The organism is Paraburkholderia aromaticivorans (assembly GCF_002278075.1).
GTDB classification, from domain to species: Bacteria; Pseudomonadota; Gammaproteobacteria; order Burkholderiales; family Burkholderiaceae; genus Paraburkholderia; species Paraburkholderia aromaticivorans.
The window spans coordinates 2,647,848-2,663,928 of sequence record NZ_CP022989.1 but is presented as its reverse complement, the minus strand read 5'-3'; the positions used below and the strand labels follow the sequence as shown (position 1 = coordinate 2,663,928).

The window sequence follows — 16,081 nt, the reverse complement described above, 5'->3', positions numbered from 1 at the left end:
TTTATTGCGGACCGGTTCGCAAACCGGCCGCTGAGGAACCGCTTCAGGTGCCCGCACCGCTGGCGTCCGCGCTGGTGATGCGCGGCTGATCGCCGCCGTTATCCAGCCACGTGCGCAGACGTGTTGCGTCCGCGAACCGCGAGTACTTACCCGACGAATCGAGCAGCACCATGATCATCGGACGGCCGTGAATGGTCGCCTGCATCACGAGGCACTCGCCCGCTTCGTTGATGAAGCCGGTCTTTTGCAGGCCGATGTCCCACGTCGGGTTACGCACCAGCGCATTCGTGCTGTTGTACGCGAGCGAGCGCTTGCCGGTGTACACCTCGTAGCTGCGATCGGTCGAGAACCTGCGGATCAGCGGATACTGATAGGCCGCGTTGACCATCTTCACGAGGTCGCGCGCGCTCGACACGTTCTGGCTCGTCAAACCCGTCGGGTTTTCAAAGTGCGTGTCGGTCATGCCGAGTTGCCTCGCTTTCGCGTTCATGGCCGCGAGGAACGCCGGACGGCCGCCCGGGAAGTAACGCGACAGCGCCGCGGCCGCGCGATTCTCAGAAGCCATCAGCGCGATATGCAGCATGTCCTCACGCGACAGCACGGAGCCCACCGACAGGCGCGAGCCGGTGTTCTTTTCGTAGTCGCGGTCTTCGTCGGTGACTTCGATCTGGTCGGTCATCGGCTCTTTCGAGTCGAGCACCACCATCGCCGTCATCAACTTCGTGATCGACGCGATCGGCACCACGGCGCGCGAATTCTTGTCGAAAAGCGGTTCGCCGGAGTTCTGATCGATCACGTAAGCGACGCTCGAGCGCAGCATGAGCGCGTCCGGCGTTTCGTGCAGACCGAAAGCTTGGCCGACGCTCGGCGAACGCGGCTCGTACGCGACGCGCCGCACCACGGAGTGGTGACGGCCATTCGACGTGTACGTCACGCGCTTGCGCTTGGCGCCCGCGCGTGGCGCGTCGTCTTCAGCGGCTGCGGTCTTGGCCACCGCGGCTTTCGATGCCTTCGACACCTTGGCAGGGGCGGCGGCCGGCTTCTTGGCCGCTTTCGCGTGTTTGGAGGTTTTTGCAGGTTCGGCGGGCGTGGCGGCAAAAGCGCTCACAGGCGTAGCGAACGCCGCTGCGATGACCATGGAGGCGGCCACCGACAGAGCGGTGCTGCGGGCCGCGCCGTGGATCACTTTTAGCGACGAAAACATGTCGGTTTTCATGGGTGTTCGGTAGGGAGCGGCGAGAGGTTTTCCGCAAGTGTAGTAAAACAACGAAAAATTAGCAATTTGAAGCACTTATGAGCGCTCCTTAAACCGGCTTGTAAGCTCCGATCGCAAAACACGAATAAGTGCCTCATCCCGATCGAAAAAAACGATCGCCGGGGCGCATCGCCTCGCTGCTGCCGCCATACGCGAGAATCGAGGTGATTCTTCCAGCATAACGGCAATTTCGAGACAACCTTGATCAGGGGAAATACGGTCAAGGCTCGGCAGGTCGAGCCCTATCGGTGAAACGGTACGACGCCGGAATTGCACGGATTTGTTAAACGTCCGCTGGAAACCGCCGACGCGCATTCGACCGAATTGTGTCGTTAACGTTCCGTGACACTTTCCGGTTTACATCGATTTGCAACTCACGTTGTTCGCGAATTGTCGGATGTTAGCGCCTTCCCTTCCAGCATGCGCTGGGAGGTCAAAATGCCTCACCAACGTGCCAATCAATACGGCATTTTTCTCGCACCAGCGCGGTGCAACACTCAATTTGACCTGCGTCATGCAGGCGTCATGCTCAGTGCATAACATCTTGTTTTATCAGTAATTTCTTAATATGGTGCGACGCACAAAAAACACTTGACATTCGTTGCCAGCATCCTAAAATGGGAACCATTGCTGCGATGCACAATACATCGCGGTCCGGCGGGACGCACCAATGTGTCTCACCACTTACCCAATGCGGTCCGCATAGACAGACCGCGATCCAGGAGCGTAAATCATGACTCTGCTGACCCCCGAGCAATTCGCCGCAGCCCAGAAAGCCAATTTTGAAACGCTGTTCGGCCTGACGACCAAAGCATTCGAAGGCGTCGAAAAGCTGGTTGAGCTGAACCTGCAGGTCGTGAAATCGACGCTCGCGGAAAGCCAGGAAAATGCCCAACGCGCGCTGTCGGTGAAAGACGCACAGGAACTGCTGGCACTGCAGGCAAGCCTTGCCCAGCCGGTGGCCGAAAAGGCGCTGTCGTACGGCCGTCACGTGTATGAGATCGTTTCGGCAACGCAAGGCGAATTCACCCGCGTCGCGGAAGCACAATTCGAAGAGCAAAACCGCAAGGTCCAATCGCTCGTCGAAAACGTTGCAAAGAATGCCCCGGCTGGTTCGGAAACCGCTGTCGCCGTGATGAAGTCGGCCATTACCGCCGCCAACACCACGTACGAAACGGTTCACAAGGCAACCAAGCAAGCTGTCGAAATCGCTGAAAGCAACTTCAACGCAGCTGCAACGGCCGCATCGAAGGCAGCTTCGCAAGCCGCTGCACAAGCTTCGCGCTCGGCCAAGAAGGCAGTCTAAGCTTCCGTCTCAAGCATCATCCCCGCAGGCATCATTGAGCGCCGGCACAGCTCACTCGCTGTGCCGGCGTTACCGCAAGCAACAGCGTCGTGCCGTTGCCGCTCGCACGGTGTTAATTGGCCGAACGCTCCGATACGTTGCATAGCGTATCGTTTGCCCGGCGCAAGGCCGGGATTTTTTTCCCGCCGCTTTTGTCCCGTCGCCGTTTCGTTCACTTCACATGTGCCGATAACGCCGTCGTTGCGCGGTAACCGCCCCACTCTGCTGCTCAAAAAAAACGGCGCGTCCTTTGCGGGACGCGCCGTTTTTTATGTCATCCGGCCTGCCCGCATGAATGCGGACGGGGCCGAACCGTATTACTTCTTTTTCTGCGGCGGCAAATCGGTACACACGCCTTCATACAACTCGGCGGCCATACCGATCGATTCGCCGAGCGTCGGATGCGGATGAATCGTCTTGCCGATATCCGTTGCGTCCGCACCCATTTCGACCGCGAGACACACTTCGCTGATCAGGTCGCCCGCGTTCAGACCGACAATCCCGCCGCCGATCACGCGATGCGTTTCCTCGTCGAACAGCAGCTTCGTGAAGCCTTCGTCGCGGCCATTCGCGATCGCGCGGCCCGATGCCGCCCACGGGAACACCGCTTTGCCGTACTTGATGCCGGCCGCCTTCAACTGGTCTTCCGTCTTGCCGGCCCACGCCACTTCCGGATCGGTGTAAGCCACCGACGGAATCTGCAGCGCGTCGAAATACGCCTTCTCGCCATGCGCCGCTTCTGCCGCTACGTGGCCTTCGTGCACCGCCTTGTGCGCGAGCATCGGTTGACCGACGATATCGCCGATCGCGAAGATATGCGGCACGTTGGTGCGCATCTGCCTGTCGACGTCGATAAAGCCGCGATCCGTCACCGCGACGCCGGCCTTGTCCGCACCGATCTTCTTGCCATTCGGCGTACGGCCGACGGCGACCAGCACCAGGTCATAGCGTTGCGCTTCGGCCGGCGCCTTTTCGCCTTCGAACGAGACGTAGATGCCGTCGTCTTTCGCTTGCGCACCGGTCGTCCTGGTCTTCAGCATGACGTTCGCGAAACGCTTGCTGTTGTACTTCTCCCAGACCTTGACCAGATCGCGATCCGCGCCGGCCATCAGGCCGTCGAGCATTTCGACCACGTCGATCTTCGCGCCGAGCGTGGCGTACACCGTGGCCATTTCCAGACCGATGATACCGCCGCCGATCACCAGCATGCGCTGCGGAATCTGACGCAGTTCGAGCGCGCCGGTCGAATCGACCACCCGCGGATCTTCCGGAATGAACGGCAGCTTCACCGCTTCAGAGCCCGCGGCGATGATCGCCTGCCTGAACCTGACGACCTTCTTGCCGCCTTCGGTCTGCACTTCCATGTGATGCGGATCGACGAACGTGCCGTTACCCGTCACGACTTCGACCTTGCGCATCTTCGCCATGCCGGCGAGACCGCCGGTCAGCTTCTTGACCACGCCCGACTTGAAGTCGCGCAGCTTGTCCAGATCGATCTGCGGCTTGGCGAACGTGATGCCGTGCGCGCCGAGCGCTTCGGCTTCGTCGATCACGAGCGCGGTGTGCAGCAGCGCCTTCGACGGAATACAGCCGACGTTCAGACACACGCCGCCCAGCGTCGCGTAACGCTCGACGAGCACGGTCTTCATGCCGAGATCGGCCGAGCGGAATGCCGCCGAATAACCGCCGGGGCCCGAGCCGAGCACGAGCATGTCGCATTCGATATCCGCGCTGCCGGAGAAGCTGCCCGCTTGCGGCGCGGGGGTTGCCGCTTTGGCCGGAGCCGCCGCCTGGGCCGCCTGCGGTTTGGCCTCCGCTTGAGCGGGCGCTTTCTCAGGTTCTTTAGCCGCAGCCTTCGGTGCATCTTTCGCGGGCGCCGCGTCCGCCGATGTTTCGACGAGCGCGATCACCGTGCCTTGCGAGACTTTGTCGCCGGCTTTGACGCGTACTTCCTTGACGGTGCCGGCGGTGTCGCTCGGCACTTCGATGGAGGCCTTATCGGACTCGAGCGTCATCAGCGCCTGTTCATTCTCGATGACATCGCCCGGTTTGATATTGACTTCGATGACATCGACATCCTTGAAGTCACCGATATCCGGCACTTTTACTTCGACGAGACTCATTAGTGTCCCCTTCTCTTATTGATCGTTGACGAGGTGCACGCAAACGGACAGACGCGGATCACGCGAGGCAAGCCTGGGCAACCCAGGTAACCCGCGCCTGCAACCTGACCTCAAACCACGATCAAAGAATCACACGCCGGAAATCGGCAAGAATCGCACCCAGATACGCATTGAAGCGCGCGGCTTCCGCCCCGTCGATAACGCGATGGTCATACGACAAAGACAGCGGCAGCATCAGGCGCGGCACAAACTGCTTGCCGTCCCACACCGGCTTCATCGCACCGCGCGACAGGCCGAGAATGGCGACTTCAGGCGCGTTGATGATCGGCGTGAAGTTCGTGCCGCCAATTCCGCCCAGCGACGAAATCGAGAAGCAACCGCCCTGCATCTGATCCGGCTTCAGCTTGCCGTCGCGCGCGGCCTTCGACAGATCCGTCATTTCCTTCGCGATCTCGACCAGACCCTTCTTGTCCGCGTCGCGAATCACCGGAACCACCAGACCGTTCGGCGTATCGGCGGCAAAACCCACGTGGAAATACTGCTTGAACACGAGGTTGTCGCCGTCGAGGCTCGCGTTGAAAGTCGGGAATTTCTTCAGGGCCGAGACGACGGCCTTGATCACGAACGCCAGCATCGTGATCTTCACGCCGGCCTTTTCGTTTTCCTTGTTCAACTGCACGCGCAGCGCTTCGAGCTCCGTGATGTCCGCTTCGTCATTGTTCGTGACGTGCGGAATCATCACCCAGTTGCGATGCAGATTCGCGCCCGAAATCTTCTTGATGCGCGACAGCGGCTTCGGATCGATCGGACCGAACTTGGTGAAGTCGATCTTCGGCCACGGCAGCAGGTTCAACTCGCCGCCACCCGCGGCAGCCGGAGCCGCGGCACCGGCCGGCGCCGCACGCTGGCCGGTCATCACGCCCTTGATGAAGGCGGTCACGTCGGCTTGCGTAATGCGGCCCTTCGGACCCGTGCCCTGCACCTGCGTCACGTCGACGCCGAGTTCGCGCGCGAACTTGCGCACGGACGGCGAGGCATGGCTCGCGTGACGCGCGCCGCCTTCGCCGGCCGGAATCACCGGCGCCATAGCGAGCGCCGACGGCGCCGCCGGAGCCGGCGATGGAGTCGCCGGTGCATCGGACGGCTTCTCGACGGGTTCCTGCTTCGCTGCCGGAGCCGGCGCGGCCGCGCCGCCTTCCGTTTCGACCACGACGATCACCGAGCCTTCCGATACGGTGTCGCCGACCTTGACCTTCAGTTCCTTGACGATGCCGGCGGCCGAGCTCGGCACGTCCATGGTCGCCTTGTCGGATTCGAGCGTCACCAGCGACTGCTCTTTCTCGACGCGGTCGCCGACCTTCACCGCGACTTCGATCACGGGAATGTCTTTGTAGTCGCCGATATCCGGCACTTTGACTTCCTGCAGGCCGCCGCCGCTCGCAGCGGGAGCGGGAGCCGGCGCGGCAGCCGGCGCGGCAGCCGGAGCAGGCGCGGCGGCAGGCGCCGGAGCGGGCGCAGCCGCGCCGCCTGCAGCGCCTTCCAGCACGACGATCAACGAACCTTCCGACACGTTGTCGCCGACCTTGACCTTCACTTCCTTGACGACGCCGGCGGCCGAGCTCGGCACGTCCATGGTCGCCTTGTCGGATTCCAGTGTAACGAGCGATTGCTCTTTCTCGACGGTGTCACCCGCCTTCACCAGCACCTCGATCACAGGGATGTCCTTGTAATCGCCGATATCCGGCACCTTGACTTCGATCGCTTGACTCATTGTTAGTGTCTCCTGGGCCGCGCACGCGCCCGGCCCCTGTCGATCAGGGGCGGGCGCGCACGCCACGGCACACGGGGAAGGATGCCTTAGACGGTCATCGGGTTGGGTTTGGCGGGATCAAGGTTGTATTTCTTGAGCGCCTCGGCGACGACCTTGCGTTCGATCGTGCCTTCGTCTGCCAGTGCATTCAACGCGGCAACCGTGACCCAGTAGCGGTCGACCTCGAAGAAGTGGCGCAGCTTTTCACGCGTGTCCGAACGACCGTAGCCATCCGTGCCCAGCACGACGAACTTCTGCGGCACGAACGCGCGGATCTGCTCGGTCAGCGCACGCACGTAGTCGGTCGAGGCGATGACCGGACCTTGCGCGTCCTTGAGCAGCTTCTCGACGTGCGAGAGCTTCTTCTCTTCGGTCGGGTGCAGCAGGTTCCAGCGCTGCACTTCGTGGCCTTCGCGCGCGAGTTCGGTGAAGCTCGGCACGCTCCACAAATCGGCGGCGACGCCCCAGTCGTTCTTCAGCAGGTCGGCGGCGGCGATCACTTCGTTGAAGATCGTGCCCGCGCCCATCAGTTGCACGCGCGGCGCCTTCTTGTCCGCTTCGGCCTTGCGGAACGAGTACATGCCCTTGATGATGTCGTCAGCCACCGAGTCGCCCTGCGGAATCGCCGGGTGCTCGTAGTTCTCGTTCATCACCGTGATGTAGTAGTACACGTCTTCCTGATCCGCGACCATGCGGCGCAGGCCGTCCCGCATGATGACCGCGAGCTCGTAACCGAATGTCGGGTCGTAGCTGATGCAGTTCGGCACCGAAGCCGCCCACAGCAGCGAGTGGCCGTCTTCATGTTGCAGACCTTCGCCGTTCAGCGTGGTGCGGCCGGCCGTACCACCCAGCAGGAAGCCGCGCGAACGCATGTCGCCCGCTGCCCATGCGAGGTCGCCGATACGCTGGAAGCCGAACATCGAGTAGAAGATGTAGAACGGGATCATGATCTCGCCGTGCGTCGAGTACGACGTCGCGGCCGCGATCCAGTCACACATACCACCGGCTTCGTTGATGCCTTCCTGCAGGATCTGACCGGTTTCCGACTCACGGTAGAACATCAGTTGATCGGAATCTTCCGGCACGTACTTCTGGCCTTCCTGATTCCAGATACCGATCTGACGGAACAGGCCTTCCATACCGAAGGTACGCGACTCGTCCGGCACGATCGGCACGATGCGTTTGCCGAGCGCCTTGTCCTTCAGCAGGATGTTCAGGATCCGCACGAACGCCATGGTCGTGGAGATCTCGCGGCCTTCGCCCGTGCCCTTGAGCAGCGGCTCGAATGCCGACAGTTCCGGCACCGGCAGCGATTCGGCCTTCTGGCGACGCGCCGGCAGATAGCCGCCGAGGTCCTGGCGGCGAGCGCGCATGTACTCGAGTTCCTTCGAACCGTCTTCGAACTTGAGGTACGGCACGTTGACGATCTCCTCGTCGGAGATCGGCAGGCGGAACTGGTCGCGGAATTTCTTCAGCTGATCGACGTGCAGCTTTTTCTGCTGGTGGGTGATGTTCATGGCCTGGCCGGCTTCGCCCATGCCGTAGCCCTTGATCGTCTTCGCGAGAATGACGGTCGGCTGCCCCTTCGAATTCGACGCTTCCTGGAACGCTGCGTAGATCTTGTGCGGATCGTGGCCGCCGCGGTTCAGGTTCCAGATTTCCTCGTCCGACCATTCGGCGACCAGCGCCTTCAGTTCCGGCGTGTTGAAGAAGTGTTCGCGCACATACGCGCCCGACTCCGACTTGTACGTCTGGTATTCGCCGTCGACCACTTCCATCATGCGGCGCATGAGCGCGCCCGATTTGTCGCGCTGGAACAGTGCATCCCAGCGGCTGCCCCAGATGACCTTGATGACGTTCCAGCCCGCGCCGCGGAATTCGCTTTCCAGCTCCTGGATGATCTTGCCGTTGCCGCGCACCGGACCGTCGAGGCGCTGCAGATTGCAGTTGATCACGAACACGAGGTTGTCCAGGCGTTCACGGCCGGCCATGCCGATCGCGCCGAGCGATTCCGGTTCGTCCGTTTCGCCGTCGCCGAGGAAGGCCCAGACCTTGCGGCCGTCGGTCTTCGCAATGCCGCGCGCCTGCATGTACTTCATGAAGCGCGCCTGATAGATCGCCATGATCGGGCCGAGGCCCATCGAGACGGTCGGGAATTGCCAGAAGTCCGGCATCAGCCACGGGTGCGGGTACGACGAGATGCCCTCTCCGCCCACTTCCTGGCGGAAGTTGTCGAGCTGGTTCTCGGTCAGGCGGCCGAGCAGGAACGCGCGCGAGTACACACCCGGCGACGAGTGGCCCTGCACGAACACGAGATCGCCGCCATGTTCAACGGACGGCGCATGCCAGAAGTGGTTGTAGCCGACGTCGTACAGCGTGGCGGCCGACGCGAACGAGGCGATGTGGCCGCCGACGTTGGTTTCCTTGCCGGCGCGCAGCACCATGGCAATGGCGTTCCAGCGGGTATACGAGCGGATACGGTGTTCGATGTCCTGATCGCCGGGGATCTTCGCCTGGCGCGAAACGGGAATCGTGTTGATGTACGGCGTGTTGGCGGAGAACGGCAGGTGTTCGCCATGCACGCGGGCGAATTCGATCTGTTTCTCGATCAGGTAGTGAGCGCGATCTGGGCCCACAGCAGAAATCACGCCATCCAGCGCTTCAAGCCATTCGCCGGTTTCCTGGGGATCGTCGTCTTTTTCAGCAGCGACATATTTCATGACTTCGTCGGGTACAGCGGACATGCTCGTCTCCTGGATGTAGAGGAACGCTCTTTGAACAGACGACGCGGACGAAGCACGGCCGCGGCAGCTTCGGCCGATTGTAATAAGGGTCCCGACGTCCGCGCAACAAAATTTTCGAATTACGAGATTCACTCTCACAATGCGAAAAATTGTTGCGACGCAACCTGATTTGACTGCCGATCGACGGATACGTCGGCTAGTTTGCGCCGATTAAAGGTACTTTCAGCGCTTTTTTGCGCCATTTGCTAGCTACGCGCTGCGCTACAATGCCACGCATGTTGACCGAACGGCTTTTCGCACGCTCGGCGCGCACCGCCGGTTCGCCGGCGGATTCGACGCCGTCCTCCCGCTGGCACCATGGGCCATGGTGGTCCAATTCCTATTTGCTCACGCCGCTCCTGTCGATCCTGGTTTTTCTGGTCGTCATGAGTCTGATTCTGTGGAGTCTGAACCGGCGCGAACAGCAACAGCAGGAAGACACGCTTTACCGTAACGTCGCGTGGGCGCAGCAGCAGATCCGCCTTTCCATGACCGGCGCGCAGGAGCAAATCCAGGCGCTCGCGCGCGATCTGGTGGCCGGCCACGCCGATCCGCATTCGTTCCAGGTGTCCACCACCGACATCATGCAGGGGCATCCCGAGATCCTCTACATGAACTGGTACACGAGCCAGCAGCAGCCGCGCTGGCCGAATACCGCGCTGCCCGTGTTCGGCCAGCGGCTCGCCCGCCCGAACGACACGCAGATGGACGAAGCCGTCAAAGCCGCGTTCGCCGAGGCGCGCAACACGCGCCGCCAGGTTTATTCGCCGCTCATCTACGACGACCTCGGCAACGGCTACATCACGCTGCAAACGCCGGTGTTCCGCGACCGCGACTTCCTCGGCACGATCGCCGCGGTGTTCTCGGTGGAAGGGATCCTCAAGCACGACATCCCGCCCGAACTCTCGGCGAAATACAAAATCTCGATCATCGACGTGAACAACCGCGAGTTGACCACCACGTCGACCCGCCCGCGCCTGCCGCGCGACATGTTCTACGACCTGCCGCTGGACCCGCCGGGCCAGGGCGTCTCGGTGCGCGTCTACGCGTTCCCGCAGATGACCAACTTCACCAACAACACGCTCGTGTGGCTGGTGGCGGGCCTGTCCTGTTTCGTGTTGTGGAGCCTGTGGAGCTTGTGGAAGCACACGCGGCAACGCTTCGAGGCGCAGCAGGCGCTATACGCCGAAGCGTTCTTCCGCCGCGCGATGGAAAACTCGGTGCTGATCGGCATGCGCGTGCTCGACATGCACGGGCGCATCACCCACGTCAATCCGGCGTTTTGCCGCATGACCGGCTGGGATGAAAGCGATCTGGTCGGCAAGAACGCGCCGTTCGCCTACTGGCCGCGCGACGCTTACCCCGAAATGCAGCGCCAACTCGACATGACGCTGCGCGGCAAGGCGCCCTCATCGGGCTTCGAATTGCGGGTGCGCCGCAAGGACGGGTCGCTGTTCCATGCGCGTCTGTACGTCTCGCCGCTGATCGACAGTTCGGGCCGCCAGACCGGCTGGATGTCGTCGATGACCGACATCACCGAACCGAAACGCGCGCGCGAAGAGCTCGCCGCCGCGCACGAGCGCTTCACCACCGTGCTCGAAAGCCTCGACGCCGCCGTGTCCGTGCTGGCCGCCGACGAGGCCGAACTGCTGTTCGCCAACCGCTATTACCGCCACCTCTTCGGGATTCGCCCGGACGGTCATCTGGAATTGGCGGGCGGCGGGTTCGATAGCGCACAGGCGTCGTCCGATTCGATCGATATGGTGGATACCTACGCCGGGCTGCCCGCCGCGGCGTTGACCGAAAGCACCGCCGATGCGCAGGAAGTTTACGTGCAAAGCATTCAGAAGTGGTTCGAAGTGCGCCGCCAGTACATCCAGTGGGTGGACGGCCACCTCGCGCAAATGCAGATCGCGACCGACATCACCACGCGCAAGCAGGCTCAGGAATTGTCGCGCCAGCAGGACGAAAAGCTGCAGTTCACCAGCCGTCTGATGACGATGGGCGAAATGGCCTCGTCGCTCGCCCACGAGTTGAACCAGCCGCTCGCCGCGATCAATAACTATTGCTCCGGAACCGTCGCACTGGTTAAATCCGGTCGGACGACGCCTGACAATCTGCTGCCCGTGCTCGAAAAGACGGCCCAGCAGGCGGTGCGCGCCGGCATGATCATCAAGCGCATTCGCGAGTTCGTGAAGCGCAGCGAGCCGAAGCGCCAGGCCACCCGCGTGGCCGACATCGTCGCGGACGCGGTCGGTCTGGCGGAAATCGAAGCGAGGAAGCGCCGCATTCGCATCGTCACGGATCTGCGCGCGCGCCTGCCGGTGATCTACGTCGATCCGGTGCTGATCGAGCAGGTGCTGGTCAACCTGCTGAAGAACGGCGCCGAAGCGATGGCCGAAGCCCGTCCGAACGCGGTCGACCCGGTGATCCGCGTGGTCGTGCGGCTGGAAGGCGGGTTTGTCTGCATCAGCGTCGTCGACCAGGGACCGGGCGTCGACGAAGCAACAGCCGAGCGGCTGTTCGAACCGTTTTACAGCACCAAGTCCGACGGTATGGGCATGGGGCTGAATATTTGCCGTTCGATTATCGAATCGCACCGCGGTCGTCTGTGGGTGGTCAACAACGTCGAATCCGACGGCCATATCACGGGCGCCACGTTCCATTGCAGTCTGCCAATTGGAGAGCCTGACGGCCCGAGCAACGGCGGGTCACAGGCGCCGACACCACAAACCGTTACGGGAGAGCTATGAACAGCCCAGTCACCACACAGGAAACTGTCTTTGTCGTCGACGACGACGAGGCCGTGCGAGATTCGCTGCGCTGGCTGCTGGAGGCGAACGGCTACCGCGTGCAATGCTTCTCCAGCGCCGAGCAGTTCATCGACGCATGGCAGCCGCACACGCATCCGGGCCAGATCGCCTGCCTGATCCTCGACGTGCGGATGTCCGGCATGAGCGGGCTCGAGTTGCAGGAACGCCTGATCGCCGACAACGCGTCGCTGCCGATCATCTTCGTGACGGGCCACGGCGACGTGCCGATGGCCGTGTCCACGATGAAAAAAGGCGCGATGGATTTCATCGAAAAGCCGTTCGACGAAGCCGAGTTGCGCAAGCTGGTCGAGCGCATGCTCGACAAGGCGCGCAGTGAAAGCAGCAGCGTGCAGCAGCAGCGCGCCGCCGCCGAGCGTCTGGGCAAGCTGACGGCGCGCGAGCATCAGGTGCTCGAACGCATCATCGCGGGCCGCCTGAACAAGCAGATCGCCGACGACCTCGGCATCAGCATCAAGACGGTCGAAGCGCACCGCGCGAACATCATGGAAAAGCTCAACGTCAACACGGTCGCCGATCTGCTGCGACTCGCGCTGTCGAACAAGCCGCAACCGGCGCAATAAGCCGCGCCCGGCGGTATGCCCCGGAGGACATCTCCTCGCGGGAGTCGCCGCCAGAAAAGTGAGCGCGTAGCAATGGCCGGACTATCGATGAGTCCGGCCCGTCTCGCCCTCCGCACCTGTCATGCGCCTCACCGCTTCCCTCCTTCCCGCCTGCAATTTCTCTGATCGCCTCGCGTTTCCCGCCAGTTAGTTCTCTGACCGGCGGACGCTGCCCCGCGTGATATTCCGCTCGACGGCTGACGCTGCCCCGCCTGTCCATTCCGCTCGCCGCATCACCGTCCTCGTCTGTTAGTCCTCTCGCAGCCTCACGCTTCCCCGCCTGCTATTTCGCTTACCGCCTCACGCTGCCACGCCCGCCATTTTGCTCACAGCCTCACGCTCCGCCGCCTGATATTTCCGCGCAGCGCTCCGTTCGACCATCCCCTCGAACTGCGCCAAATCGACGCAGCGAACAGCAAATAGTACGCATTACTCAGCAACCGCTTACACTATTGCGCAACAATTTCTTTCCTCAGACAAGATTGACGGACTGATCCGCACCCTTTAATTTACGCAGAACTCCTTAGCGGATTGCGCCGATAGAGCGCTGCCCGCGGGAACGACGTGCTGCAAAAAACCGCACGCTGAATCGCCTAGTGGTGCGAAACAATCGGACAGGCTCGAACGTGTCCGTTTCGTAGCATCGTGTTCGCCGAGCGCTTTGACGGCCAACCGGACAGCCGCTCGCTTCACCACTCCTTGCCACTTCCTTGCGAATTTCCATCGCGGCGAACCGACGCAGCCCGTGTTGCGCACCAACGTCGCGTCTTATCAACACCACCGGGAGAAATTCATCGTGAAACGATCCGGAGCACACCGCTCGCGTGTGTTGTTTGTCTGCGCCGTCCTTGCCGGCGCCCCGCTCGTGGCTGGACTTGCCGGGCCGGGCGTCGTCCATGCGCAAGGCGCCGCCAGAATGTCGAACCAGCAACTCGATTCGCTGGCCGCTCCCGTCGCCCTTTATCCCGACGCCCTGCTCGCGCAGGTGCTGATGGCCTCGACCTTCCCGCAGGACGTGCGGGCGGCGGCCGCATGGTCGCACGCCAACTCCAGGCTGCAAGGCGACGATGCGGTCAGAGCCGTCGCGTCCGAGCCGTGGGACGCGAGCGTGCAGTCACTCGTCGCGTTCCCGCAGGTGCTCGCCACCATGGCATCGAAAGCCGATTGGGTCTCGCAACTGGGCACCGCGTTCCTCGCCCAGCCCAATGACGTGATGGACTCCGTGCAGCGTCTGCGCAGGCAAGCGCAAGCGGCGGGCAGTCTGAAAACGACTGCGCAGCAAACGGTCGTGGTCGAGCAGAGCACGATTCAGATCGTGCCGGTCAACCCGCAGGTGGTGTACGTGCCGACCTACAACCCCACGGTGGTCTACGGCGTGTGGCCCTATCCCGCGTATCCGCCGGTGTATGTACCGCCGCCGCCCGGTTACACCATCGCCACCAGCTTCGCGGCAGGCCTCGCGTTCGGCACGGGCATCGCCGTGGCGAACGCGCTGTGGGGCGGTTTCAACTGGAACTCGCATGACGTCAATATCAACGTGAACCGGTACAACAACATCAATGTGAACAACCGGCTCAATGTGAACGGCAACACGACGAACTGGAACCGCAACACCGACGTCAATCGCAACGTGCACAACGCGAATGTCGAACGCAACCTGAACGGCAACCTCGGCGGCACGCAGCGCGATGCGTATCGCGGCCGCGACAACGCCCGCGCTCAGGCACAGCAGACCCTGCAGAACCGCACGGGACAGAATCCGGGCGGCAGCGCGAGTGAACGCGTGCAAGGGATCCACCACGGCGGCACGGCAAACCCCGAATTGCAGAACCGCGCGCAAAACGTCAATCGCGACAATGCGCTGCGCGGCGCCGGCGATGGCAACGCCGCGCGCCAGGACACGCTGCGCGGCCAGACGAGCCGCGACGCGCTCACCGACCGCGGCGGCCAGCAGCACACACACGGCGGACTCGGTGCAAACGGCGGTGGCCAGCAACGCCCGCAGGAAGGTCTCGGCGCGAACGGCGGTGGCCAGCAACGCCCGCGGGAGGGTCTCGGCGCAAACAATGCCGGCCAGCCGCACACATTGGGCGGCCTCAACACAAGCGGCAGCGCGCAGCGCGGCGCAAGTGCCGGCAACTGGGGCGGCGGCGCAGGTGAGCGCCACTTCGGCCGCAATCGTTGATCAATGAAAAGGAGTCTCTGATGATGCGTCTATTCTCACAGGGCACGCTGCGCGCCCACGTCGTGACCGTTACCGTCGCTCTCGGCACCACTGCGACGGTGCTCCTCGCGCCGGCGCTGCTGATCAGCACGATCCCGGCCCATGCGCAGGCGCTCTATCCCAGCGCGGACGATGCCGCCAATGCATTCGTCGAAGCGCTCGCCCGCAACGACGAGGACGCGCTCAAGCGTGTGCTCGGCAGCGACTTTCAGCGCTTCATTCCGACCGACGGTATCGGCGAGGACGACATCTATCAGTTTCTCGGCGAATGGTCGAAAAACCATCAGATCGTCCAGGACCCCACCGCGGACAAGGGGCGCGTCACCGCGCACCTGACGGTGGGCTACAGCGGCTGGAGCTTGCCGATTCCGCTCGTGCAAGCGGGCAAAGGCTGGCGTTTCGATCTACCGGCGGCGCGCGACGAGATGCTGACGCGCCGCATCGGCCGCAATGAGCGCGCGGCGATCCTGACCTCGCTCGCCTATCTGGATGCGCAATACGACTATCGCAACCTGACCCGGCACTACGCACAGCGCTTCGTCAGCACGCCGGGACAGCATGACGGCCTGTATTGGACCACGGCGCCCGGCGAAGCGGAAAGCCCGCTCGGCCCGCTCGCCGCCACCATGCCTGGCGGCACGCTGCCTCAGGAGGCCTATCACGGCTATCACTATCGCATTCTCACCGCGCAAGGCCCGCACGCTAAGGGCGGCGCGCAGAACTACCTCGAAAACGGCGTGCTGAGCAAAGGGTTCGGGCTGATCGCGGCGCCGGCCGATTATGGCAAGACCGGCGTGATGAGCTTCATCGTCAATCAGGAGGGGCAGGTGTATCAGAGGAACCTTGGACCGCAAACCACGCAAGTGGCGGCGCAGATCAAGTCGTTCGATCCCGACTCGGATTGGCAAGCGGTCCAGCCATAGCAGGCGAATTGGCGGCCGCGGCGGCGGACCGGCGGTCACGGCCGCACAGGTTGAACGAGCGGAACGAGTCGAAAGCCGGACGTCAAACCGGGCGTCGAGGGGGCGGTCAGCGGCGCATCGAACCCGTCGCGCGGAGCACGCGCGGCACGCACGCCACGGCGCAGCCATGCAGCGGCGCATCCGTA

Annotated in this window: 9 protein-coding genes; 5 read left to right on the top strand and 4 right to left on the bottom strand. The window is 62.7% G+C overall.

The annotated features are described in order from the left end of the window. Positions 1 to 43 precede the first annotated feature (43 nt). Positions 44 to 1,216, bottom strand: coding sequence for a D-alanyl-D-alanine endopeptidase (pbpG, locus tag CJU94_RS12170; protein ID WP_095418902.1), 1,173 nt, complete (start codon positions 1,214 to 1,216; stop codon positions 44 to 46). Positions 1,217 to 1,988: 772 nt separating this feature from the next. Between pbpG and CJU94_RS12165 the strand changes: the two genes are divergently transcribed. After that, positions 1,989 to 2,561 carry a phasin family protein gene (locus CJU94_RS12165; RefSeq protein ID WP_095418901.1) on the top strand — a complete coding sequence of 191 codons (573 nt, stop codon included), beginning with the start codon at positions 1,989 to 1,991 and terminating at the stop codon, positions 2,559 to 2,561. Positions 2,562 to 2,917: 356 nt separating this feature from the next. On the opposite strand, the gene lpdA is transcribed toward CJU94_RS12165, so the two are convergent. The 3 genes from lpdA to aceE form a co-directional block, all read right to left on the bottom strand. Further along, complete coding sequence (gene lpdA, locus CJU94_RS12160; protein ID WP_095418900.1) at positions 2,918 to 4,723, bottom strand: dihydrolipoyl dehydrogenase; 1,806 nt, start codon at positions 4,721 to 4,723, stop codon at positions 2,918 to 2,920. Between the two features lie 121 nt (positions 4,724 to 4,844). Continuing rightward, positions 4,845 to 6,494: a dihydrolipoyllysine-residue acetyltransferase gene (aceF, locus tag CJU94_RS12155; RefSeq protein ID WP_095418899.1), complete on the bottom strand. Its 1,650-nt coding sequence runs from the start codon at positions 6,492 to 6,494 to the stop codon at positions 4,845 to 4,847. Positions 6,495 to 6,580: 86 nt separating this feature from the next. Continuing rightward, on the bottom strand, positions 6,581 to 9,277 hold the full coding sequence (gene aceE / locus CJU94_RS12150; RefSeq protein WP_095418898.1) for a pyruvate dehydrogenase (acetyl-transferring), homodimeric type: 2,697 nt from the start codon (positions 9,275 to 9,277) through the stop codon (positions 6,581 to 6,583). 275 nt (positions 9,278 to 9,552) lie between these two features. Here aceE and fixL point away from each other — a divergent pair, with 275 nt between their 5' ends. The 4 genes from fixL (at position 9,553) to CJU94_RS12130 (ending at position 15,896) form a co-directional block, all read left to right on the top strand. Beyond that, positions 9,553 to 12,069 (top strand): oxygen sensor histidine kinase FixL, encoded by a 2,517-nt coding sequence (gene fixL / locus CJU94_RS12145; protein WP_095418897.1) that lies wholly within the window; start codon positions 9,553 to 9,555, stop codon positions 12,067 to 12,069. Then, the gene (gene fixJ, locus CJU94_RS12140; protein ID WP_007181270.1) at positions 12,066 to 12,710 is read left to right on the top strand and encodes an oxygen response regulator transcription factor FixJ; all 645 of its coding nucleotides are present in this window, start codon (positions 12,066 to 12,068) and stop codon (positions 12,708 to 12,710) included. The genes fixL and fixJ overlap by 4 nt, the downstream gene beginning before the upstream one ends. An 835-nt stretch (positions 12,711 to 13,545) precedes the next feature. Continuing rightward, positions 13,546 to 14,934 carry a DUF3300 domain-containing protein gene (locus tag CJU94_RS12135; RefSeq protein WP_095420318.1) on the top strand — a complete coding sequence of 463 codons (1,389 nt, stop codon included), beginning with the start codon at positions 13,546 to 13,548 and terminating at the stop codon, positions 14,932 to 14,934. A 20-nt stretch (positions 14,935 to 14,954) separates the two neighbouring features. Then, positions 14,955 to 15,896, top strand: coding sequence for a DUF2950 domain-containing protein (locus CJU94_RS12130; protein ID WP_095418896.1), 942 nt, complete (start codon positions 14,955 to 14,957; stop codon positions 15,894 to 15,896). Positions 15,897 to 16,081 lie beyond the last annotated feature (185 nt).

Excerpts from the sequence above, each read along its gene's own strand:
- pbpG (WP_095418902.1), bottom strand. The coding sequence starts at position 1,216 with ATGAAAACCGACATGTTTTCGTCGCTAAAAGTGATCCACGGCGCGGCC.
- CJU94_RS12165 (WP_095418901.1), top strand. The coding sequence starts at position 1,989 with ATGACTCTGCTGACCCCCGAGCAATTCGCCGCAGCCCAGAAAGCCAAT.
- lpdA (WP_095418900.1), bottom strand. The coding sequence starts at position 4,723 with ATGAGTCTCGTCGAAGTAAAAGTGCCGGATATCGGTGACTTCAAGGAT.
- aceF (WP_095418899.1), bottom strand. The coding sequence starts at position 6,494 with ATGAGTCAAGCGATCGAAGTCAAGGTGCCGGATATCGGCGATTACAAG.
- aceE (WP_095418898.1), bottom strand. The coding sequence starts at position 9,277 with ATGTCCGCTGTACCCGACGAAGTCATGAAATATGTCGCTGCTGAAAAA.
- fixL (WP_095418897.1), top strand. The coding sequence starts at position 9,553 with ATGTTGACCGAACGGCTTTTCGCACGCTCGGCGCGCACCGCCGGTTCG.
- fixJ (WP_007181270.1), top strand. The coding sequence starts at position 12,066 with ATGAACAGCCCAGTCACCACACAGGAAACTGTCTTTGTCGTCGACGAC.
- CJU94_RS12130 (WP_095418896.1), top strand. The coding sequence starts at position 14,955 with ATGATGCGTCTATTCTCACAGGGCACGCTGCGCGCCCACGTCGTGACC.